The sequence below is a fragment of the Streptomyces sp. NPDC056452 genome, from assembly GCF_042796085.1.
Classification (GTDB): domain Bacteria; phylum Actinomycetota; class Actinomycetes; order Streptomycetales; family Streptomycetaceae; genus Streptomyces.
Map to the genome: position 1 here is coordinate 121,350 of NZ_JBHTRI010000013.1, position 19,636 is coordinate 140,985.

At 71.0% G+C, this 19,636-nt stretch carries 19 protein-coding genes; 12 read left to right on the forward strand and 7 right to left on the reverse strand.

What is annotated here, in order from left to right:
* Window positions 1-135: 135 nt before the first annotated feature.
* The 3 genes from ACFQ6X_RS15725 (at window position 136) to ACFQ6X_RS15735 (ending at window position 2,272) form a co-directional block, all read left to right on the forward strand.
* Entirely contained in the window at window positions 136-1,377 is a 1,242-nt protein-coding gene (locus ACFQ6X_RS15725) for an RNA polymerase sigma factor (RefSeq protein ID WP_383181684.1), read from the forward strand.
* A gap of 69 nt (window positions 1,378-1,446) precedes the next feature.
* Complete coding sequence (locus tag ACFQ6X_RS15730; RefSeq protein ID WP_383181687.1) at window positions 1,447-1,911, forward strand: VOC family protein; 465 nt, start codon at window positions 1,447-1,449, stop codon at window positions 1,909-1,911.
* Window positions 1,912-1,999: 88 nt separating this feature from the next.
* The gene (locus tag ACFQ6X_RS15735; protein WP_329208240.1) at window positions 2,000-2,272 is read left to right on the forward strand and encodes a DUF1876 domain-containing protein; all 273 of its coding nucleotides are present in this window, start codon (window positions 2,000-2,002) and stop codon (window positions 2,270-2,272) included.
* A gap of 24 nt (window positions 2,273-2,296) precedes the next feature.
* On the opposite strand, the gene ACFQ6X_RS15740 is transcribed toward ACFQ6X_RS15735, so the two are convergent.
* Entirely contained in the window at window positions 2,297-4,144 is a 1,848-nt protein-coding gene (locus tag ACFQ6X_RS15740) for a protein kinase (protein ID WP_383181690.1), read from the reverse strand.
* Window positions 4,145-4,324: 180 nt separating this feature from the next.
* Here ACFQ6X_RS15740 and ACFQ6X_RS15745 point away from each other — a divergent pair, with 180 nt between their 5' ends.
* Window positions 4,325-4,987 (forward strand): hypothetical protein, encoded by a 663-nt coding sequence (locus ACFQ6X_RS15745; RefSeq protein WP_383181693.1) that lies wholly within the window; start codon window positions 4,325-4,327, stop codon window positions 4,985-4,987.
* Here the strand turns inward: ACFQ6X_RS15745 and ACFQ6X_RS15750 are convergent, their stop codons facing one another.
* A complete protein-coding gene (locus ACFQ6X_RS15750; protein WP_383181832.1) occupies window positions 4,988-6,151 on the reverse strand; it encodes a methyltransferase domain-containing protein in 1,164 nt (387 codons plus the stop codon). It lies immediately after the preceding gene.
* A 198-nt stretch (window positions 6,152-6,349) separates the two neighbouring features.
* On the opposite strand from ACFQ6X_RS15750, the gene ACFQ6X_RS15755 reads away from it, so the two are divergent.
* The 3 genes from ACFQ6X_RS15755 (at window position 6,350) to groL (ending at window position 9,694) form a co-directional block, all read left to right on the forward strand.
* Window positions 6,350-7,288, forward strand: coding sequence for a polysaccharide deacetylase family protein (locus ACFQ6X_RS15755; protein WP_383181696.1), 939 nt, complete (start codon window positions 6,350-6,352; stop codon window positions 7,286-7,288).
* 376 nt (window positions 7,289-7,664) lie between these two features.
* Entirely contained in the window at window positions 7,665-7,973 is a 309-nt protein-coding gene (gene groES, locus ACFQ6X_RS15760) for a co-chaperone GroES (protein ID WP_028439209.1), read from the forward strand.
* A gap of 98 nt (window positions 7,974-8,071) precedes the next feature.
* Window positions 8,072-9,694 carry a chaperonin GroEL gene (gene groL / locus ACFQ6X_RS15765; RefSeq protein ID WP_383181700.1) on the forward strand — a complete coding sequence of 541 codons (1,623 nt, stop codon included), beginning with the start codon at window positions 8,072-8,074 and terminating at the stop codon, window positions 9,692-9,694.
* A gap of 102 nt (window positions 9,695-9,796) precedes the next feature.
* On the opposite strand, the gene ACFQ6X_RS15770 is transcribed toward groL, so the two are convergent.
* Both ACFQ6X_RS15770 and ACFQ6X_RS15775 read right to left on the reverse strand, forming a co-directional pair.
* The gene (locus tag ACFQ6X_RS15770; RefSeq protein ID WP_383181703.1) at window positions 9,797-10,570 is read right to left on the reverse strand and encodes an SDR family NAD(P)-dependent oxidoreductase; all 774 of its coding nucleotides are present in this window, start codon (window positions 10,568-10,570) and stop codon (window positions 9,797-9,799) included.
* Window positions 10,571-10,624: 54 nt separating this feature from the next.
* Entirely contained in the window at window positions 10,625-11,293 is a 669-nt protein-coding gene (locus ACFQ6X_RS15775) for an MOSC domain-containing protein (protein WP_383181706.1), read from the reverse strand.
* 80 nt (window positions 11,294-11,373) lie between these two features.
* On the opposite strand from ACFQ6X_RS15775, the gene ACFQ6X_RS15780 reads away from it, so the two are divergent.
* The gene (locus tag ACFQ6X_RS15780; protein ID WP_383181709.1) at window positions 11,374-12,264 is read left to right on the forward strand and encodes a LysR family transcriptional regulator; all 891 of its coding nucleotides are present in this window, start codon (window positions 11,374-11,376) and stop codon (window positions 12,262-12,264) included.
* Window positions 12,265-12,376: 112 nt separating this feature from the next.
* On the opposite strand, the gene ACFQ6X_RS15785 is transcribed toward ACFQ6X_RS15780, so the two are convergent.
* Window positions 12,377-12,706: a WhiB family transcriptional regulator gene (locus ACFQ6X_RS15785; protein WP_329208227.1), complete on the reverse strand. Its 330-nt coding sequence runs from the start codon at window positions 12,704-12,706 to the stop codon at window positions 12,377-12,379.
* Window positions 12,707-13,129: 423 nt separating this feature from the next.
* Between ACFQ6X_RS15785 and ACFQ6X_RS15790 the strand changes: the two genes are divergently transcribed.
* The 4 genes from ACFQ6X_RS15790 (at window position 13,130) to ACFQ6X_RS15805 (ending at window position 17,469) form a co-directional block, all read left to right on the forward strand.
* Window positions 13,130-13,741, forward strand: coding sequence for a response regulator transcription factor (locus ACFQ6X_RS15790; RefSeq protein ID WP_003948568.1), 612 nt, complete (start codon window positions 13,130-13,132; stop codon window positions 13,739-13,741).
* Window positions 13,742-14,019: 278 nt separating this feature from the next.
* Entirely contained in the window at window positions 14,020-14,595 is a 576-nt protein-coding gene (locus ACFQ6X_RS15795; protein WP_056796454.1) for a sigma-70 family RNA polymerase sigma factor, read from the forward strand.
* Window positions 14,596-14,734: 139 nt separating this feature from the next.
* Window positions 14,735-16,240: an IMP dehydrogenase gene (guaB, locus tag ACFQ6X_RS15800; protein WP_383181714.1), complete on the forward strand. Its 1,506-nt coding sequence runs from the start codon at window positions 14,735-14,737 to the stop codon at window positions 16,238-16,240.
* Window positions 16,241-16,344: 104 nt separating this feature from the next.
* Window positions 16,345-17,469, forward strand: a complete 1,125-nt coding sequence (locus tag ACFQ6X_RS15805; protein WP_329208224.1) for a GuaB3 family IMP dehydrogenase-related protein — start codon at window positions 16,345-16,347, stop codon at window positions 17,467-17,469.
* A 76-nt stretch (window positions 17,470-17,545) separates the two neighbouring features.
* Here the strand turns inward: ACFQ6X_RS15805 and ACFQ6X_RS15810 are convergent, their stop codons facing one another.
* Both ACFQ6X_RS15810 and ACFQ6X_RS15815 read right to left on the reverse strand, forming a co-directional pair.
* The gene (locus ACFQ6X_RS15810) at window positions 17,546-18,160 is read right to left on the reverse strand and encodes a hypothetical protein (protein WP_383181717.1); all 615 of its coding nucleotides are present in this window, start codon (window positions 18,158-18,160) and stop codon (window positions 17,546-17,548) included.
* A 121-nt stretch (window positions 18,161-18,281) separates the two neighbouring features.
* Window positions 18,282-19,544 (reverse strand): nucleotide sugar dehydrogenase, encoded by a 1,263-nt coding sequence (locus tag ACFQ6X_RS15815; protein WP_329208220.1) that lies wholly within the window; start codon window positions 19,542-19,544, stop codon window positions 18,282-18,284.
* Window positions 19,545-19,636 lie beyond the last annotated feature (92 nt).

The following is a 19,636-nucleotide window of genomic DNA, read 5'->3' on the forward strand; positions in this document are numbered from 1 at the left end:
TTCGGGGCGGGTCCCCCCGTTCCCCGGGTTCTGGGCGCTGGGGGGGGGGGGGCGGGCGGGCGGGGGGCGGGGGGGGGGGGGGGGGGGGGGGGGGGCCGGGCCCCCCCCCGCCCCCGGCTGCTCTGATGGGTGGCCGTGACAGAAGCGAGCAGTGCCGTCGAGGCCGTGTACCGGATCGAGTCGGCGCGGATCATCGCCGGAACCGTACGCATCGTGCGGGACGTGGGCATCGCCGAGGAGCTCGCGCAGGACGCGCTGGTCGCCGCGCTGGAGCAGTGGCCGCGGACAGGTGTCCCCGACCGGCCCGGCGCCTGGCTCATGGCAACCGCGAAGCACCGGGCGATCGACCTCGTACGCCGCAAGGAGACCTACGCGCGCAAGCTCGCGGAGGCCGGGCGGGCCCTGGAGGACGTACCGGCGCCCGATACCGCCGACCCGGACGGCATCGACGACGACCTGCTCCGGCTGATCTTCACGTCCTGCCACCCGGTCCTGTCCACCGAGGCACGCATCGCCCTCACCCTGCGGCTGCTCGGCGGCCTGAGCACCGAGGAGATCGCCCGCGCCTTCCTGGCCACCGAGACGGCCGTCGCCCAGCGCATCGTCCGCGCGAAGCGGACCCTGGGCCGGGCGGGCGTCCCCTTCGAGGTGCCCTACGGCCCCGAGCGCGCCGCCCGTCTCGGCTCCGTGCTGGACGTCATCTACCTGATCTTCAACGAGGGGTACGCGGCGACCACGGGCGACGACTGGCTGCGCCCCGCACTGTGCGAGGACGCGCTGCGCCTGGCCCGGCTGCTGGCCGGGCTGATGGACCGGGAACCCGAGGTCCACGGGCTGGCGGCGCTGCTCGAGCTCCAGGCCTCGCGGACCAGGGCCAGGACCGGCGCGGACGGCGCGCCCGTCCTGCTCGCCGACCAGAACCGCTCCCGCTGGGACCAGCTGCTGATCCGGCGCGGATTCGCGTCCCTGGAGCGGGCGCACGCCACGGGCGGCGCCCCGGGGCCGTACGCCCTGCAGGGTGCGATCGCCGCCTGTCACGCCCGCGCGGTGCGGTACGCGGACACGGACTGGGCGACCATCGCCACCCTGTACGGCCATCTGGTGAAGGTCGCCCCGTCCCCGGTGGTGGAGCTGAACCGTGCGGTCGCCGTCTCCATGGCCGAGGGACCGGCGGCCGGACTGGCCCTGGCCGACGCGCTCGCGCAGGACCCGGCGCTCGCCTCGTACCACCTGCTGCCCAGCGTGCGCGGCGATCTGCTGCGGCGGCTGGGGCGTACGGAGGAGGCGCGGGCCGCTTTCCTGCGGGCGGCCGAACTGACCCGCAACGCCCGGGAGCGGTCGATGCTGCTGGCACGGGCGGAGGGCGTGTCCCGATGAGTTTCCGGAGCCGGCGCGGTCTACCTTGCACAGCGTTCCCGAGCGGCTCCACGCGGCAAGGAGAAGACCATGCAGAAGATCAAGCCCTGTCTGTGGTTCGACGACCAGGCGGAGGAGGCGGCGAACTTCTACGTCTCGGTCTTCGGCGGTGACTCCGCCGTCGTGGACATCACCCACTACACCGAGGCGTCACCGGGGGAGGCGGGCAAGGTCATGACCGTCGACTTCCGGCTCGCGGGCCAGGAGTACATCGGCCTCAACGGAGGCCCGATGTTCCACTTCAACGAGGCCGTCTCGCTCTCCGTCGACTGCGAGACGCAGGAGGAGGTGGACCGGTTCTGGGACAGGCTCACCGAGGGCGGCGAGGAGAGCGTGTGCGGGTGGCTCAAGGACAAGTACGGGCTGTCCTGGCAGATCGTCCCGCGCGCCCTGCCGGAGTTGCTCGCCGACCCCGACAAGGACCGGGCGGAGCGGGTGATGAAGGCGATGCTCGGCATGCGCAAGCTGGATGTCCAGGCGCTGCGGGACGCCTGAGCCCCCTCCGGCCGGACGTGCCGCACGCCGTGCGCGGCCGGGGAAACGGGCGCACCCTGGAAGCAGGGACTTCGGGAGGTGACCCGCCATGATGGAGACCACTGTCGGGTGGCATATCGAGCTGGAATTCGAAGAGGACACCCACCGCACCCGCGCCGCCGCTCTCGTACGTCTCAGCGACGGCACCGAGGTGCGGGCCCACGGCTACGCCAGCCGCCACCCCTCCGACGCGGAGCAGCCGAGAGTCGGCGAGGAGATCGCGGGTGCCCGTGCGCTCAACGAACTGGCGATGAAGCTGCTCACCAAGGCACACGACGAGATCGACGAGGCGTCCGGCAGGACGTCGTACCCGCTGACCTGATCCCCTCACCGGCTCCGGGCCGGGTCAGGACTCGTCTACCTTCAGGGCGTTGCGCCACACCGTGACGTCCAGCGTCATGTAGTTGCTGGCCGCCGTCTCCGAGGGGAGGGCGCGGACGACGACGAGTCCGAGGTGGCCGGTATCGGTGCGGACACAGATCTGGGTGCCCCTCACGAGCCGGGCCACGTCGAGATCGGTGGAGTAACGGGTCTCCGACCGGCAGGTGTCGAGGCTGCCCTGCTGGCCGGGGTTCAAGAGGATCATGGAATCGCTGGTGCGGACCACGCTGCTGATGGAGCTGTAGGCGAAGTCGCCGTCGGACCCGTCGAGCGGACTGTCCGTGGCATCGGCGAAGTTGAGGTGGTAGCCGCCGGTGAGGTCGATGCCCTTGTAGACGACCGGCTCGGGGTCGGGCAGCGGCGCGGAGTCGTCCCCGCCGTCGTCCGACGGTTCCCCGGAGCCCTCGGACGGGGCGCCCGACGAGGTGTTCGCCGCGGGGGCCTTCTCCTTGCCGTCCGCCTGGGTCTGCTTCCCCTTGTCCTCGCTGCCGTTGCCGTCGAGCAGGTTGTAGGCGGCGAGGCCACCGCCGAGGCCGACGAGCAGCGCGACGGCCAGCCCGATCGCGACGAGCTTTCCGGTGCGCTTCTTGGGACGGACGGGTCCGGCGGGCGGCACCTGCGCCGTCGGATACGTGTGGGGCCCGGTCGGGTAGCCGTAGCCGCCGGGCTGCTGCGCGTGCTGCTGCTGGGTGGGGACGGGGTAGCCGTATCCCGGTACCGGCTGCTGCTGGTGCCCCGCGGTCGGCGGGGGCGTCGGGTAGCCGTACGCGCCGGGCGCCGGGGCCGCCGTGACGGTCGGGAGCTGCGGCGTCACCTGGGCGGTCGGCGGGTGCGGCGCGGGAGCCGTTGCCGGGGCGGTGGGCGCCACGGTCGGGGGCGGCGGGGTCCGGTCGGGGGCGGGTGCGGCGGTCCGGCCGCTGATGTCGGCGGCGACCGCGCGCGGCAGCCAGTCCTCCGGACGGCGCAACTGCGTCTCACTGTTGGCGGTACGGCACATCTCGATCACCTCGGTGACCGACGGCCTGTCCTCCGGCGCCTTGGCCAGACACCGGGTGACGAGCTCCTTCAACTGCTCGGGGACCGAGGTCAGTTCCGGCTCCTCGTGCACGATCCGGTACAGCACACCGTGCGAGGCGCCCTCACCGAAGGCGGGGGAGCCCGTGGCCGCGTAGGCCGCGACCAGCCCGAGCGCGAAGAGGTCGGTCGCCGCGGTCACCTGCCGGCCCGAGGCCTGCTCGGGCGACATGAAGGCCGGGGTCCCGATCGTGACACCGCTGCCCGTCAGCGAGGTGGCGTCGGCGGCGCGGGCGATGCCGAAGTCGATGACGCGGGGCCCGTCCGCGGCGAGGAGCACATTGGACGGCTTCAGGTCCCGGTGGACGATGCCCGCCCCGTGGATGACGTGGAGCGCCTCGGCGATCCCGGCGACCAGCAGCAGCACGGCAGGCACGGGCAGCGGCCCGTGCTCGCCGACGGCCGCCGCGAGGGACGGGCCGGGCACGTACGCGGTGGCGAGCCAGGGCTGTCCGCCGTCGGTGTCACTGTCGATGACCGGCGCGGTGTACAGGCCCTGCACGCGCTGGGCGGCCTGAACCTCCTGCTGGAACCGCCGGCGGAACTCCGCGTCCTCGCTGAAGTCCGGCCGGATCACCTTGATCGCGACGGGCCGTCCGCCCGGCGTGTACGAAAGGTAGACCTTGCCCATCCCGCCGGAACCGAGCTTCGCGGTGAGCCGGTAGCCGGCCACGGTCCGCGGATCGCTGTCGTCCAGCGGCTGGAAGACCCCGTCGCTTTCCTGGTGTTGATGACTCATCGTGCTGCTGCCCCCGGCCGGCCTGGTTGGACTCGAAACGAGCCGTACTGTATCCGGAACCTGGGACGGCCGGGCGGGTCCGGCCGGTTGCGCGTCGGCCGTCGCGATTCCGTTTCCCGCCGCGGGAGTCGGTGCGGAGCGGGTCACGGGCCCGTTCACCGGCTGGGTAGTGTCTTGTTCATGCCACCCCGTTCCCCGCTGCCGCCTCCTCCGCCGCCCGTGGAGATGCGTTCCTGGCCCGACCGTGACGCCCTGCTGCGGGACAGGGCGCTGGTCCTCGGCGAGCTCGTCAGGATGCACATCGGGCCCGGCCGGCTCGGAATGCTGTTGCTGTGGGCGGGACTTGCCGCGCTCGGCTGGTCGTTCGTCGGCACCGCGATGCTCACCTTCGAGGAGTCCTACGACGTCATCAGCGCGTTCATGGGCCTCGTCTGCATCGTCGTCGGCGCCTGCCTGCTGGTCCCCTCGGCCGTCTTCGTCGTTCTCGGTGTGCGCAGGGACCGTCGGGTGCGCCGGCTCCTGGCGGAATGGGGCGGGCTCGACCGGGACCCGGTGGGGGACGTGCCGCTGCGCAGGCCGGCGGCCGGACTCGTCTGGATGCTGACGTCGTACCTGCTGTGCGCGGTCGGCCTGTACACCTGCGTGATCGTCCCGGCCACGGCCAGGGCGGGCCAGGAGACGTACGGCATGGTGGCGTTCCTGATGGGGCTCGGGCTCGTCGCCTGGCTGACCGGGCTGATCGGCCTCGTCAAGGCGTTCGCCCACCGCCGTTGGGTGGTGCGGGTGCTGATCGGGGCGCCGGCCGCGCGGCTGGTCCGGGTGGACGGCGGCGCCCGCCACTGATCAGGGCTGCTTCACCGGGTGCCCGATCAGCATCGTCGGGGCGCCGGCCACCCGGGTGAGGAACACAGTGGCCGAATGCGGCCCCTGGAGCTTCATCTTCCGGCGCAGCTCCTCGGGTTCGACCGCCGATCCGCGCTTCTTGACGGTCAGGACGCCGACCTTTCGCTCCCGCAGCAGCGCCTTCAGCTTCTTCATGTTGAAGGGCAGCCGGTCGGTGATCTCGTACGCGGCCGTGTAGTCGGAGTCGTACGGCTGATCGCTCGTGACGTACGCGATGGTCTCGTCGACCAGCCTGCCACCGCACCGCTCCACGATGTCGGCGACCAGATGGGCGCGGATGACGGCGCCGTCGGGCTCGTACAGAAAGCGGCCGACGGGGCCGACGGGCGGTGCGGGGAGCGGGGCGGCGGCCACCAGGGTCGCGCGGGAGGGCAGCAGGGTGGCCCGGAAGGCACCCGGGGTGAAGCCCTCGCCGAACCACAGCACGGCCTCCTTCACATCGCCGCCGTCCGAGATCCACTCGGCTTCCGCCTGCGGTCCGATCGCCTCGTGCGGGACACCGGGGGCGATCTTCAGCGCGGCGCGCGGGGCCTTCAGCGCTGCCGCGGTCGCCCAGGAGAGCGGCGGTGAGTAGGCCTCGGGGTCGAAGATCCTGCCGCGTCCGCCGCGCCGGGCCGGGTCGACGAAGACCGCGTCGTACGGAGAGGTGTCGATCTCCGTGACGTCGGCGCACCGCACCTCGATGAGGCCGTCGAGGCCGAGCGCCTCGGCGTTGGCGCGGGCGACCTCGGCGGTCAGCGGGTCGCGGTCCACGGCCAGGACCGAGATGCCCGCCCGGGCGAGGGCGATCGCGTCGCCCCCGATCCCGCAGCACAGGTCGGCGACGCTCCGCACGCCGCCGAGGCCGGCGAACCGCGTGGCGCGGTAGGTGGCGACGGAGGTCCGGGTGGCCTGTTCCACTCCGTTCGGGGTGAAGAACATCCGGTACGCGTCCTCGGCACCGAACTTCGCCGCGGCCCGCTGCCGCAGCCGCGCCTGACCCAGCGCGGCCGACACCAGACCGGCCGGGTGGGAGCGGCGCAGCCGGGTGGCCGTGGCCAGCTCCCCGGCGGGGTCGTAGTCGCGCAGTTCGTCCAGGAGCGCCGTGCCCTCGGGGCTGCGCAGAGCGGCGAAGGCAGCGAGCGGATCTGCGGGATCCGGACCTGCGGGATCGGTGGGGCCTGCGGGACCGGCGGGACCGGCGGGATCGTCGGGGGAGAGGGCGGCGTTCACGAGTCCATTGTGAGCCAGCCGGGGGACGCGGCGGCTCCGGTGGAGGTGTCGCGGGAGGCGGCACGTGACCGGCTGGCAGGATGCGGCGCCATGCAGCTAGTACGACAAAACGAAAAGCACATCACAAAGCGTCACAGAACGGTCTGTGCCGCTCTGGTCGCCCTGCTGGCCGCGGCGGTCGCCTCCGGGTGCGCGGCGGAGTCCGGGGGCGGGGCCGCGCAGGGGAAACCGGTCGCGGGGCAGCCCGGCGCGGGCGCCCAGGCGGGGCCGGCGCCCGCGGCCGACACCCGTGCCGAGCGGCTGAAGCGGGAGCAGGCCGCCCGCGCGGCCGCCGCGAAGAAGTGGGGGCTGGCCAAGGTCCCGCTGACCGCCCCGGCGCCGCCCGCCGTGAAGCCGCGCATCACCACCCGTGAGGGTTTCGAGGTCGAGGGCGGGGAAGAGCTGCCGCCGGTCTTCACCACCGTTCCCACCAAGGAACGGATCGTCTTCCTGACGATGGACGACGGTGCGGAGAAGGACCCCGAACTGCTGCGCATGATGACGGAGCTGAAGATCCCGTACAGCGCCTTCCTCAGCGACTACGTGGTGAGCGACAACTACGGCTACTTCAAGGAGATGCAGGCGCGCGGCGTCACCCTCAGCAACCACACGCTGAACCACCGCTATCTGCCGGGGCTCTCGAAGGCCGACCAGCGACGGGAGATCTGCGGCGAACAGGACAAGATCGAGAAGTACTTCGGGAAGCGGCCGACCCTCTTCCGGCCGCCGTACGGCAACTACAACCGCGACACCCTGCGCATCGCCAAGTCCTGCGGAGTCCGGGCCGTGCCCCTGTGGAACGCGGAGGCCTTCCCCGACCACATGGAATGGCGGGAGTGGGACCGGGACCTGCACCCCGGCGACATCATCCTCACCCACTTCCGCGGCCGCGCGGACTGGAAGGGGTCCATGGCGGACATGGTCCGCCAGGTCATGAAGACGATCACCGACAAGGGGTACGCCGTGGCCAGGCTGGAGGACTACGTCTGAGAGGTTCCGGTCCCGCGCGTGCCTCCGGAGCGGCGCGTGCGCGCCGCCGCCGCTCTCCGCGCAAGCCGTCCGGGAGGTACGGAACGCCGCGGCGCGCCCCCGCGTTGTCCGTACGGTGCCCGTACGGAATCCCGGTCGGTACCGGCCCCCGTGCGGTCCGGGGGCCCGGTCGGCCCGCCACGCGCGGGTGGTGAATTGGCACTCCGCTTGACCGAGTGCTAATCGCGGTCATAGTCTCAGGTCTGGCACTCCCCACTGGAGAGTGCCAGCACCACTGCGCGACAGGGCAGGTCCGGCACCCGCGACGACGGATCGACCTGGTCGCCACCCACAGACTGTTAAACCCCGTGAGATCTCCGAAGGGGGAGACCGGATCGTGTCGACCACCAGCTCCAAGGTTGCGATCAAGCCGCTCGAGGACCGCATTGTGGTCCAGCCGCTCGACGCCGAGCAGACCACGGCTTCTGGCCTGGTCATTCCGGACACCGCCAAGGAGAAGCCCCAGGAGGGCGTCGTCCTGGCCGTGGGCCCGGGCCGCTTCGAGAACGGCGAGCGCCTTCCGCTCGACGTCAAGACCGGCGACGTCGTTCTGTACAGCAAGTACGGCGGCACCGAGGTGAAGTACAACGGCGAGGAGTACCTCGTCCTCTCGGCTCGCGACGTGCTCGCGATCATCGAGAAGTAATTCACCCACGTTTGCTTGTGTTCTGCGCCCCTGGCCCCCTGCGAAATACCTAGCCGGGCGGCGAGGGGCGCAGTTCGTTCGAGAGGGAAGTACAGCCCATGGCGAAGATTCTGAAGTTCGACGAGGACGCCCGTCGCGCCCTTGAGCGCGGCGTCAACAAGCTTGCCGACACGGTCAAGGTGACGATCGGCCCCAAGGGCCGCAACGTCGTCATCGACAAGAAGTTCGGCGCTCCCACCATCACCAACGACGGTGTCACCATCGCGCGCGAGGTCGAGCTCGACGACCCGTACGAGAACCTCGGTGCCCAGCTGGTGAAGGAGGTGGCGACCAAGACCAACGACGTGGCCGGTGACGGCACCACCACCGCCACCGTTCTGGCCCAGGCACTCGTCCGCGAGGGTCTGCGCAACGTCGCCGCGGGCGCGTCCCCGGCAGCCCTGAAGAAGGGCATCGACGCCGCGGTCAAGGCCGTGTCCGAGGAGCTCCTCGCGACCGCCCGTCCGATCGACGACAAGTCCGACATCGCCGCCGTCGCCGCGCTCTCCGCGCAGGACGCACAGGTCGGCGAGCTCATCGCGGACGCGATGGACAAGGTCGGCAAGGACGGTGTCATCACCGTCGAGGAGTCCAACACCTTCGGTCTGGACCTCGAGTTCACCGAGGGCATGGCCTTCGACAAGGGCTACCTGTCCCCGTACATGGTGACCGACCAGGAGCGTATGGAGGCCGTCCTCGACGACCCGTACATCCTGATCCACCAGGGCAAGATCGGCTCCATCCAGGACCTGCTCCCCCTGCTGGAGAAGGTCATCCAGGCGGGTGGCTCCAAGCCGCTGCTGATCATCGCCGAGGACGTCGAGGGCGAGGCGCTCTCCACCCTCGTCGTCAACAAGATCCGTGGCACCTTCAACGCCGTCGCGGTGAAGGCCCCGGGCTTCGGTGACCGCCGCAAGGCCATGCTCGGCGACATCGCCACCCTCACCGGTGCGACCGTCATCGCCGAGGAGGTCGGCCTCAAGCTCGACCAGGCCGGTCTGGACGTGCTGGGCACCGCCCGCCGCGTCACCGTCTCCAAGGACGACACGACCATCGTCGACGGCGGCGGCGAGTCCGCCGACGTCAAGGGCCGCGTCAACCAGATCAAGGCCGAGATCGAGTCCACGGACTCCGACTGGGACCGCGAGAAGCTCCAGGAGCGCCTCGCGAAGCTGGCCGGCGGCGTGTGCGTGATCCGTGTCGGTGCTGCCACCGAGGTGGAGCTCAAGGAGAAGAAGCACCGTCTGGAGGACGCCATCTCCGCGACCCGCGCCGCGGTCGAGGAGGGCATCGTCTCCGGTGGTGGCTCCGCTCTGGTCCACGCCGTCAAGGTCCTCGAGGGCAACCTCGGCAAGACCGGCGACGAGGCCACGGGTGTCGCGGTCGTGCGCCGCGCCGCCGTCGAGCCGCTGCGCTGGATCGCGGAGAACGCGGGCCTCGAGGGCTACGTCATCACCGCGAAGGTCGCCGAGCTCGACAAGGGCCAGGGCTTCAACGCCGCGACCGGCGAGTACGGCGACCTGGTGAAGGCCGGCGTCATCGACCCGGTCAAGGTCACCCGCTCCGCCCTGGAGAACGCCGCGTCCATCGCGTCGCTGCTGCTCACGACCGAGACCCTGGTCGTCGAGAAGCCGGCCGAGGAAGAGTCCGACGCCGGTCACGGCCACGGACACTCCCACTAGTACGACCCAGTACGCCGCCGAGGCCCGGTACCCCCGTCGCGGGGGCACCGGGCCTCGGTCGTCGTGCGGTCGACAGGCCCGGGAACTTCTCCCGGCTGCCCGCTACTTGGGGCCGTACGTGCGGCCCGCGCGGGACGTCACCCCGCCCAGCAGCCCCCGGGGCGCCACCTTCACCAGGCCCATCAGCGCCTTGTACCGCGGGTCGGGAATCGACACCGTCCTGCCCCGGGCCAGATCGGCCAGGGCCGCCGCGACCAGCTTGTCCGCGTCGAGCCACATCCAGTCCGGGATGTTGCCCGTCCCCATGCCGGCCCGCTCGTGGAACTCCGTCCGTACGAAGCCGGGGCACAGGGCCATCAGCCGCACCCCGGACCCCGCGAGGTCCTTGGCCGCGCCCTGGGTGAACTGCACGACCCATGCCTTCGACGCCCCGTACGTGCCACGGGGCAGGAAGGCCGCCACGGAGGCCACGTTGACCACCCCGCCGCGCCCGCGCTCCCGCATCCCGGCGGCCGCTGCCGAGGTCAGCCGCAGCACGGCCTCGCAGTGCACCTTCAGCATGGTCAGCTCGTCCGCCATGGGAACGTCCAGATAGCGGCCCTTGTTGCCGAACCCGGCGTTGTTGACCAGCAGGTCCACGGAGTTCTGACGGTCTCCCAGGCGCGCCTCGACCGCCTCGATCCCCGAGTCCGTGGACAGGTCGGCCCTCAGGACCTCGGCCTCGATGCCGTGCCGGTCGTGCAGCTCCGTGGCCTGGACCCGCAGCCGTTCGGTGTCACGCGCCACCAGCACCAGATTGTGCCCGTCACCCGCGAGCCGCCGTGCGAAGGCGGCCCCGATCCCCGCCGTCGCGCCCGTAATCAGTGCAGTCGTCATACGCGGCACGTTAGTGCCCGGTGACCGCGGGCCGTTCATCCGCCCGGGGGATGGTCACGACCCGTGCTTCGCCACGTACTCCCGCGCCTGGCGCAGCGCCTCCGGGTGCAGTGCCTCCCCGGCGGCCAACAGCTGCGGCAGCAGCTCCCGTTCGGTCGTGACCGCACGGAACTGCAGGGCGGCGGTGACCTCGTGGTCCGGGCGGTGCACGATCGCGACCGGGTCCCCGGCACGGATCGTCCCCGGCTCGATCACGCGCAGGTACGCGCCGGTGGCCGCCTCACGCGTGAACCGGCCGATCCAGCCCTTCTCGCCCAGGTGACCCGCGAACGTACGGCACGGAATGCGGCCCGAGGTCACCTCCAGCAGCAGCTCGCCGCCGACCCGCCAGCGCTCCCCGATCCTGGCGGTGCTCACCGGCAGGCCGAGGGTCGTCAGGTTCTCGCCGAACGTGCCGTTGGGAAGGGTGCGGCCCAGCTCCTTCTCCCAGGTGTCGAGCTCCTCGCGGGCGAAGGCGTACACCGCCTGGTCGGAGCCGCCGTGGAACCGCAGATCGCAGACCGTGTCACCGGCCAGACCGCTTCCGCCGGTGCCCCTGGGGCCGGGGTCGCAGACCTGTACGGGGCCTTCGGCCGGGCGCTTGTCGATCCCCGTGAGCCCGTCGGGGCCCTGGGTGTGCTCGGAGGCCTTGGGGCGTCCCAGATTCACAGTCAGCAGCTTCATGCGTACACGCTAACCACTCGGCCCTCAAAGATGTTCATGATAAATCGGCTGATCCCTCAAGACTCGCTTATGGTTGAGGGGTGATCGAAGCCCGTCATCTCCGTGTCCTGCGCGCCGTGGCCACCACCGGTTCGTTCTCCGCCGCCGCGCGCGACCTGGGCTGCACCCAGCCCGCCGTCAGCCAGCAGATGAAGGCCCTGGAGTCCTCGGCGGGCACCCCGCTGCTGATCCGTACGGGGCGCGAGATGAGGCTCACCCAGGCCGGTGAGGCGCTGGTGCGCCACGCGTCCGGCATCCTCGCGGGCCTGACCGCGGCGGAGGAGGAGGTGGCCGCGATCGCCGGCCTGCGGGCCGGCCGGGTCCGGCTCGTCTCGTTCCCGAGCGGGAGCTCCACGCTCGTGCCGGGCGCCCTCGCGGCCCTGCGCGCCGCGCACCCCGGCACCCGCGTCTCGCTCGTCGAGGCGGAGCCGCCGAGGTCGGTGGAGATGCTGCGCGACGGGGACTGCGACATCGCGCTGGCGTTCCGCTACGGGGTGCCCGGCGGTGAGTGGGACGACCTGGTGGTCCGCCCGCTGCTCGCGGACCGGCTGATCGGCCTGGTGCCCGAGGGGCACCGGCTGGCGGGGGCCGAATCGGTGGGCATCGGCGAGCTGGCCGACGAGCCGTGGATCGCGGGCTGCCCGCGCTGCCGACGGCAGCTGGTGGAGGTCTGCGAGGCGTCCGGATTCACCCCCCGGATCGATTTCGCGACGGACGACTACCCGGCGGTGATCGGCCTGGTCGGGGCGGGGCTGGGCGTCGCGGTCCTGCCGGAGCTCGCGATCGAGTCGGTACGCCCCAAGGGGGCCCGCACCGTCATGGTGGAGCCCGCCGTGGAGCGGGAGATCGTCGCGCTGACCCTGCCCGACCTGGCCCGGGTCCCGGCGGTGGCGGCCACCCTGGATCAGCTGTCCCTGGCGGCCGCGCGCTGAAAAGGGCTCGCCCCTGTGCTGAGCGGGTCGGCGCCTGCCGAAGTGCGCCGCGTCCGGCGGGGTGCGCCAGATGAGAAGAAACGTTTCTGCGCCGACCGGTCCGTAGAGGGTGTCAGGTGTGTCCGGGGCCCTGGGTGGCGACCGAGTGGGCCGAGATCAGACGGTTGCGGGCGCGGCCCATGAGCTCCTCGCGCTCGTCCTCGGTCAGGCCGCCCCATACGCCGTAGGGCTCCCGTACCGCCAGGGCGTGCGCCGCGCACTCGGCGCGGACCGGGCAGCGCATGCAGACCTCTTTCGCCGAGGTCTCGCGGGCGCTCCGTGCCGCCCCGCGTTCTCCTTCGGGGTGGAAGAACAGTGAGCTGTCGACCCCACGGCAGGCGGCCAGCAACTGCCAGTCCCACAGATCTGCGTTGGGTCCGGGAAGGCGGGAGAAATCTGCCATTGCGTGTCCCCTCGAAACCTTGCTGAGTCGGAAACGGCATCCTCGACCGTCATGGATCGTCGGTGACCGGAGTCCCGACCGTACATCTACGGTGTTAGTAGATGTAAATATGACTGATTGCGAATCTAGCCACAGACGCCAGCAAAAGGGAAGAAAACCCGCTAAATGGGGCATGCTGAGGAGTGAGGGATCGGTTGACGGGTGAATGATCCCGCGCCGTTCTCCTCCGTGCGCGGCCCCTCACTTAGAGTGCCGAACCGGTTCCTTCGACCCGTAACTCTTTCGAGTGACCATCGTTGGGAAGGCAGAGGCGGTTGACGGACAACGAGCTCGGGCAGATGTCCGAGGGGGTCAACCGCACAGGTGACGACTTGTATCAGCCTGGAGGCTCAAGGTGACGCGCATCAGCTGCGGAGGACGGTCATGACATCCGTCCTCGTCTGCGACGACTCCCCGCTTGCCCGAGAAGCGCTCCGTCGCGCGGTTGCGACCGTGCCCGGCGTCGAGCGTGTGACGACGGCGGCCAACGGCGAGGAAGTCCTCCGCCGCTGGGGAGCCGACCGTTCGGATTTGATTCTGATGGACGTACGCATGCCCGGTCTGGGGGGTGTGGAGACGGTCCGGCGGCTGCTCTCGGCGGACCCCGGGGCCAGGATCATCATGCTGACCGTCGCCGAGGACCTGGACGGGGTGGCTCTCGCGGTCGCCGCCGGGGCCCGCGGCTATCTGCACAAGGACGCCTCGCGCGCCGAGCTGCGGGCGACGGTGACCCAGGCGCTGGCCGATCCGACGTGGCGGCTCGCCCCGCGCCGGCTGCGGTCCGCCGAGATGGGCGCCGCGCCCACGCTCACCGCGCGGGAGATCCAGGTGCTCGAAGGCATGAGCCACGGCCGCTCCAACGCGGAGATCGGCCGTGAGCTGTTCCTCTCCGAGGACACCGTGAAGACCCACGCCAGGCGGCTGTTCAAGAAGCTCGGCGCCTCGGACCGTGCCCACGCCGTGGCGCTCGGCTTCCGCTGGGGTCTGGTCCGCTGATGCCGCGGCGCGGCCGGTAGCCGTGACGATCCCGTCCGCCCACCCGCGGACGGGACGACGGTGGCGGCGGACCTGCGGCCGGGCCCTCCCCACCAGCGGTGCGTGACGCTTCCCGGCCGATGACGCATCCTTGAGATGTGGAGTTCCTCGGGAACGATTCGGTCGAGCGGAAGGGGAGGGCGCAGGACATGACATCCGGCGCACCCGCTCATAACGCTTCGGTGCACAACTCAGGACGCGATGCCGCGGATCGGAAGGCGTCAGGGCACCATGGTCCGATGCGCGACGACGAGACGACGGTGATCGGTGCTCTGGTGCACCGTGCCGTCGACGGCGACGCACAGGCCACTCACGATCTGCTGGCCCATGTCCACCCCCTCGCCCTGCGGTACTGCAGGTCCCGGCTGAACCGGCTGCCCGGTGATGCTCGCCACTTCGTGGAGGACCTGGCGCAGGAGGTGTGTGTCGCAGTGCTGATGGCGCTGCCGCGGTACAAGGACACCGGCAGACCCTTCGAAGCCTTCGTCTTCGCCATCGCGGGCCACAAGGTCGCCGACCTCCAGCGTGCCGCGATGCGGCACCCCGGATCGACGGCCGTGCCCTCCGACGAGATGCCGGAGCGGCCCGACGACTCGCTCGGCCCGGAGGAGCGTGCGCTGCTCAGCAGCGATGCCGCCTGGGCGAAGAAGCTTCTCGCCAACCTCCCGGAGAACCAGCGCGAGCTGCTGGTCCTGCGGGTCGCGGTCGGACTGACCGCGGAGGAGACCGGACAGATGCTGGGGATGTCCCCGGGTGCGGTGCGGGTCGCCCAGCACCGTGCGCTGAGCAGGCTGAGGGCACTCGCGGGGCAGTAGTCGAGGCGGGACGGGACGGCACCTGCCGTTCTGTACGAAGCCACGAAACCGCCAGGTGATCTTGATCGTGGAATGAGACACCCCGCGAGCCCGTTAGCATGGACATCCGCACCGATCAAGGCCATTTGGGGAAGGTGTCATGACTGCAAACGTCGACGGAGTGCCCGAGAAATTCGCGACGCTCGGGCTGACATACGACGACGTGCTGCTGCTGCCCGGCGCGTCCGACATGGCGCCCGATCAGATCGATACCTCCTCGCACATCTCGAAGAACGTGCGGGTGAACATCCCGCTGCTCTCCGCAGCGATGGACAAGGTCACCGAGGCACGCATGGCGATCGCCATGGCCCGGCAGGGCGGCGCGGGTGTTCTGCACCGCAATCTCTCCATCGCCGACCAGGCCAACCAGGTCGACCTGGTGAAGCGCTCCGAGTCCGGCATGGTCACCGACCCGATCACGGTGCACCCGGACGCGACACTGCACGAGGCCAACGCCCTGTGCGCCAAGTTCCGCATCAGCGGCGTGCCGGTCACCGACGCGGCGGGCAGGCTGCTCGGCATCGTCACCAACCGGGACATGGCCTTCGAGCCGGACCGCTCGCGCCAGGTGCGCGAGGTCATGACGCCGATGCCGCTGGTCACGGGCAAGGTGGGCATCTCCGGCGTGGACGCCATGGAGCTGCTCCGCCGCCACAAGATCGAGAAGCTTCCGCTGGTCGACGACGCCGGGGTCCTCAAGGGCCTCATCACCGTCAAGGACTTCGTCAAGGCCGAGAAGTACCCGAACGCCGCGAAGGACAAGGGGGGCCGGCTGCTCGTCGGCGCCGCCGTCGGTGTCGCGGGCGACGCCTTCGAGCGGGCGCAGGCGCTCGCCGAGGCCGGTGTCGACTTCATCGTCGTGGACACCGCGCACGGCCACTCCCGTCTCGTCGGCGACATGGTCGCCAAGATCAAGTCGAACGCGAGCGGGGTCGACGTCATCGGCGGCAACATCGCCACCCGTGACGGCGCCCAGGCACTGATCGACGCGGGAGTCGACGGCATCAAGGTCGGCGTCGGACCCGGCTCGATCTGCACCACGCGTGTGGTCGCCGGTATCGGCGTCCCGCAGGTCACCGCGATCTACGAGGCCTCGCTCGCCGCCAAGGCGGCCGGCGTCCCGGTCATCGGCGACGGCGGCCTGCAGTACTCCGGCGACATCGCCAAGGCCCTGGTCGCCGGCGCGGACACCGTGATGCTGGGCTCGCTGCTCGCGGGCTGCGAGGAGTCCCCGGGCGAGCTGATGTTCATCAACGGCAAGCAGTTCAAGTCGTACCGCGGCATGGGTTCACTCGCCGCGATGCAGACGCGGGGCGACCAGCGCTCGTACTCCAAGGACCGCTACTTCCAGGAGGGCGTCGCCTCCGACGAGAAGCTGGTTCCCGAGGGCATCGAGGGCCAGGTCCCCTACCGCGGCCCGCTGTCCGCGGTCGTCCACCAGCTCACCGGTGGTCTGCGCCAGTCGATGTTCTACGTCGGCGGCCGGACGGTCCCGGAGCTCCAGGCGAACGGCCGTTTCGTACGGATCACCTCGGCGGGTCTCAAGGAGAGCCACCCGCACGACATCCAGATGACGGTCGAAGCGCCGAACTACAGCAGGAAGTAACGCATCAGCGCAGGTGAGGGGCGGTCCGGGGTTCCCGGAACCGCCCCTCATGTGTGTGTCGGGGATACTGGTCAGCGCAGACGTAGAGGAAAGGCCACACCATCGTGACTGAGATCGAGATCGGGCGCGGCAAGCGCGGCCGGCGTGCATACGCGTTCGACGACATCGCTGTCGTACCGAGCCGTCGTACCCGTGACCCGAAGGAGGTCTCGATCGCCTGGCAGATCGACGCCTACCGCTTCGAGCTGCCCTTCCTGGCCGCTCCCATGGACTCGGTGGTCTCCCCGCAGACCGCCATCCGCATCGGTGAGCTGGGCGGCCTCGGCGTCCTCAACCTCGAGGGGCTGTGGACCCGGCACGCCGACCCGCAGCCGCTCCTCGACGAGATCGCCGAGATGCCCGTGGAGACCGCCACCCCGCGGCTCCAGGAGATCTACTCCGCCCCCATCCAGGAGGAGCTGATCGGGCAGCGCATCAAGGAGGTGCGCGACTCCGGTGTCGTCACCGCTGCGGCGCTCTCGCCGCAGCGCACCGCGCAGTTCTCCAAGGCCGTGGTCGACGCGGGCGTGGACATCTTCGTCATCCGCGGTACGACGGTCTCCGCCGAGCACGTCTCCGGCGCGGCCGAGCCGCTCAACCTGAAGCAGTTCATCTACGAGCTGGACGTCCCGGTGATCGTCGGCGGCTGTGCCACGTACACCGCGGCCCTGCACCTGATGCGCACCGGCGCGGCCGGTGTCCTCGTCGGCTTCGGCGGCGGCGCCGCGCACACCACGCGCAACGTCTTCGGCATCCAGGTCCCGATGGCGACCGCGGTCGCCGACGTGGCCGGGGCCCGCCGCGACTACATGGACGAGTCCGGCGGCCGGTACGTGCACGTGATCGCCGACGGCGGTGTCGGCTGGTCCGGCGACCTGCCCAAGGCGATCGCCTGCGGTGCGGACGCCGTGATGATGGGCTCCCCGCTGGCCCGTGCGACGGACGCGCCCGGCCGCGGCCGGCACTGGGGCATGGAGGCCGTCCACGAGGACGTGCCGCGCGGCAAGCTGGTCGACCTGGGCTCCGTCGGCACGACGGAGGAGGTCCTGACCGGACCCTCGCACAACCCCGACGGCTCGATGAACATCTTCGGCGCGCTGCGCCGGGCGATGGCCACCACGGGCTACAGCGACCTCAAGGAGTTCCAGCGCGTCGAGGTGACGGTGGCGGACTCGCAGCACCGCCGCTGACGCCCCTTCGGGTACGCATACGGGAGGGCCCGGACCACCTCGGTGGTCCGGGCCCTCCCGTATGCCGTGCCGCTGGTCAGCCGGCCTTCCTGGCGCCACCGAAGGCGGCGACCGGACCCAGGGCGAGGAAGAGGTACGTCATGAAGTCGGCCTCCTCCTTCCAGATGTCCAGCACATCGCTGAAGTGCTCGAAGAAGACCTCGGAGAAGCCCACGCCGAGAGCGTCCGCCAGGACCACGGACATCCCGATGAGCTGGCCGAGGAAGACGCCGCCGAGGGAGAAGGCCGCGCTGGAGACGAGGACACCCGGGTTGGACCCGCCGACCTTGCTCGCCGCGAAGCCGACGAGGAAGCCGACACCGACAGCCGCGTAACCGACCTCGCGCTCGATGGCGCCGGCGATCACGCCGTAGAGGATCGCGGCGACGATCGCGGTGCCGAGGGCGGCCAGCACGCCGAGGCCGACGTTGTTGCGGAGCGGCGCGACGGGAGCGAACGGGGCGCCGCCGCCGAACTGGCCGGGCTGCTGGCCCCCGAACGGGTTGCCGGTCGGGGCCCCGGGCTGCTGGCCCGCGTACGGGTTGCCGGTCGGGGCGCCGGGCTGCTGCTGCGCCGCGTACGGGTTGCCGTCGGCAGGCTGGCCGCCGTAGGGCTGCTGCGGCGGGTTCGGCGGCTGCACGGGCTGGCTCATGATGGTTGTTCCCCCTGGGACGGATGCGCACGACTGTGCGAGATGTGACGCCGCAGGCTAGCAGTCCGCACCGACATGGCCCACCGGAATCCTTTGCGGGGACTGGCCGGTGGACCATTTCCTAGAGCCGGTGTGCGGCTCCTGCCGGGGTGGCTCCCCGGGTGTCCAGGAGGAGTTGGGCCTTCACGGCGAGGCCCTGGAGGTCGTACGTGCGGTGGTGCTGGAGCAGCACCGTCAGATCGGCGCCCGCGGCGGCCTCGTACAGCGAGTCGGCGCGCGGAACAGGCAGTTCGCGCACGCGCCAGTCCAGGACGTGCGGGTCGTGGTAGCCGATCTGGGCACCCATGTCCATCAGCCGGGTCGCGATCTCCCGGGCGGGGGAGGCCTCCTGGTCGGCGAGGTCCGGCTTGTACGTGACGCCGAGCAGCAGCACCCGCGCGCCCCGGACGGACTTGCCGTGCTCGTTCAGCAGGGTGGCGCAGCGCTGGATCACGTAACTCGGCATCCGGTCGTTGATCTCCTGGGCGAGCGAGACCATGCGCAGCGGGTGGCCCGGGGTGCGGCTGTTGTACGGGAGGTAGCCGGGGTCCACGGGGGCGCCGTGGCCGCCGACGCCGGGGCCGGGGCGGAACGGCTGGAAGCCGAAGGGCTTCGTCTCGGCGCACCGGATGACGTCCCAGAGGTCGACTCCGAGATCGTGGCAGAGCACCGCCATCTCGTTGACCAGGGCGATGTTGACGTGCCGGAAGTTGGTCTCGAGGACCTTCGTCATCTCGGCCTCGCGCGGCCCGCGGGCCCGGACGACCTTGTCGGTGAGCCGTCCGTAGAAGGCGGCGGCGGACTCCGTGCAGGCGGGGGTGAGGCCGCCGATGACCTTGGGGGTGTTGGCGAAGACATGGGTCCGGTTGCCGGGGTCGAGACGGCCGGGGGAGTGTGCCAGGTGGAAATCGCGTCCGGCGCGCAGGCCCGATCCCTCCTCCAGGAGCGGCCGCACGACGTTCTCGGTGGTCCCGGGGGGCACGGCCGATTCCAGCAGCACGGTGGTGTGCGGGCGCAGCCGGGCGGCGAGGGCGCGGGCCGCGTCGGTCACGGCGCCGAGGTCGAGGGTGCGGTCGGGACCCAGCGGTGTGGGGGCGCAGATCGCGGCGGTACGGACCCGGCCCAGCTCGGCCGGGTCGGCGGTGGGCCGGAATCCACCCGAGAGCATCCGCCGGATGTCGGAGGCGCTGAGGGATCCCTCGACCGGTGTACGGCCCGCGGAGAGTTCGGCGTAGGGGCGGGGATCGGTGTCGTAGCCGACGGTGTGGATCCCGGCGGCGACGGCTGCTTGGGCGAGGGGCAGGCCTAGGTGACCGAGTCCGATGACAGCGAGGTCGGCGGGCATGTCGAGGGCCGTCCTTCCCTAAGACCAAGAAGACAGAAAGTGCAACTGCTGGGGACAGCGCAATGTCAGACTAGGCGTAAATATGACCTATA

What these genes read in the sequence shown, in the direction of transcription:
- ACFQ6X_RS15730 (WP_383181687.1), top strand. Translation starts at nt 1,447, where the DNA reads ATGCAGAAGATCAAGCCCTGTCTGTGGTTCGACGACCAGGCGGAGGAG.
- ACFQ6X_RS15735 (WP_329208240.1), top strand. Translation starts at nt 2,000, where the DNA reads ATGATGGAGACCACTGTCGGGTGGCATATCGAGCTGGAATTCGAAGAG.
- ACFQ6X_RS15740 (WP_383181690.1), bottom strand. Translation starts at nt 4,144, where the DNA reads ATGAGTCATCAACACCAGGAAAGCGACGGGGTCTTCCAGCCGCTGGAC.
- ACFQ6X_RS15745 (WP_383181693.1), top strand. Translation starts at nt 4,325, where the DNA reads ATGCCACCCCGTTCCCCGCTGCCGCCTCCTCCGCCGCCCGTGGAGATG.
- ACFQ6X_RS15755 (WP_383181696.1), top strand. Translation starts at nt 6,350, where the DNA reads ATGCAGCTAGTACGACAAAACGAAAAGCACATCACAAAGCGTCACAGA.
- groL (WP_383181700.1), top strand. Translation starts at nt 8,072, where the DNA reads ATGGCGAAGATTCTGAAGTTCGACGAGGACGCCCGTCGCGCCCTTGAG.
- ACFQ6X_RS15770 (WP_383181703.1), bottom strand. Translation starts at nt 10,570, where the DNA reads ATGACGACTGCACTGATTACGGGCGCGACGGCGGGGATCGGGGCCGCC.
- ACFQ6X_RS15775 (WP_383181706.1), bottom strand. Translation starts at nt 11,293, where the DNA reads ATGAAGCTGCTGACTGTGAATCTGGGACGCCCCAAGGCCTCCGAGCAC.
- ACFQ6X_RS15785 (WP_329208227.1), bottom strand. Translation starts at nt 12,706, where the DNA reads ATGGCAGATTTCTCCCGCCTTCCCGGACCCAACGCAGATCTGTGGGAC.
- ACFQ6X_RS15790 (WP_003948568.1), top strand. Translation starts at nt 13,130, where the DNA reads ATGACATCCGTCCTCGTCTGCGACGACTCCCCGCTTGCCCGAGAAGCG.
- ACFQ6X_RS15795 (WP_056796454.1), top strand. Translation starts at nt 14,020, where the DNA reads ATGCGCGACGACGAGACGACGGTGATCGGTGCTCTGGTGCACCGTGCC.
- guaB (WP_383181714.1), top strand. Translation starts at nt 14,735, where the DNA reads ATGACTGCAAACGTCGACGGAGTGCCCGAGAAATTCGCGACGCTCGGG.
- ACFQ6X_RS15810 (WP_383181717.1), bottom strand. Translation starts at nt 18,160, where the DNA reads ATGAGCCAGCCCGTGCAGCCGCCGAACCCGCCGCAGCAGCCCTACGGC.
- ACFQ6X_RS15815 (WP_329208220.1), bottom strand. Translation starts at nt 19,544, where the DNA reads ATGCCCGCCGACCTCGCTGTCATCGGACTCGGTCACCTAGGCCTGCCC.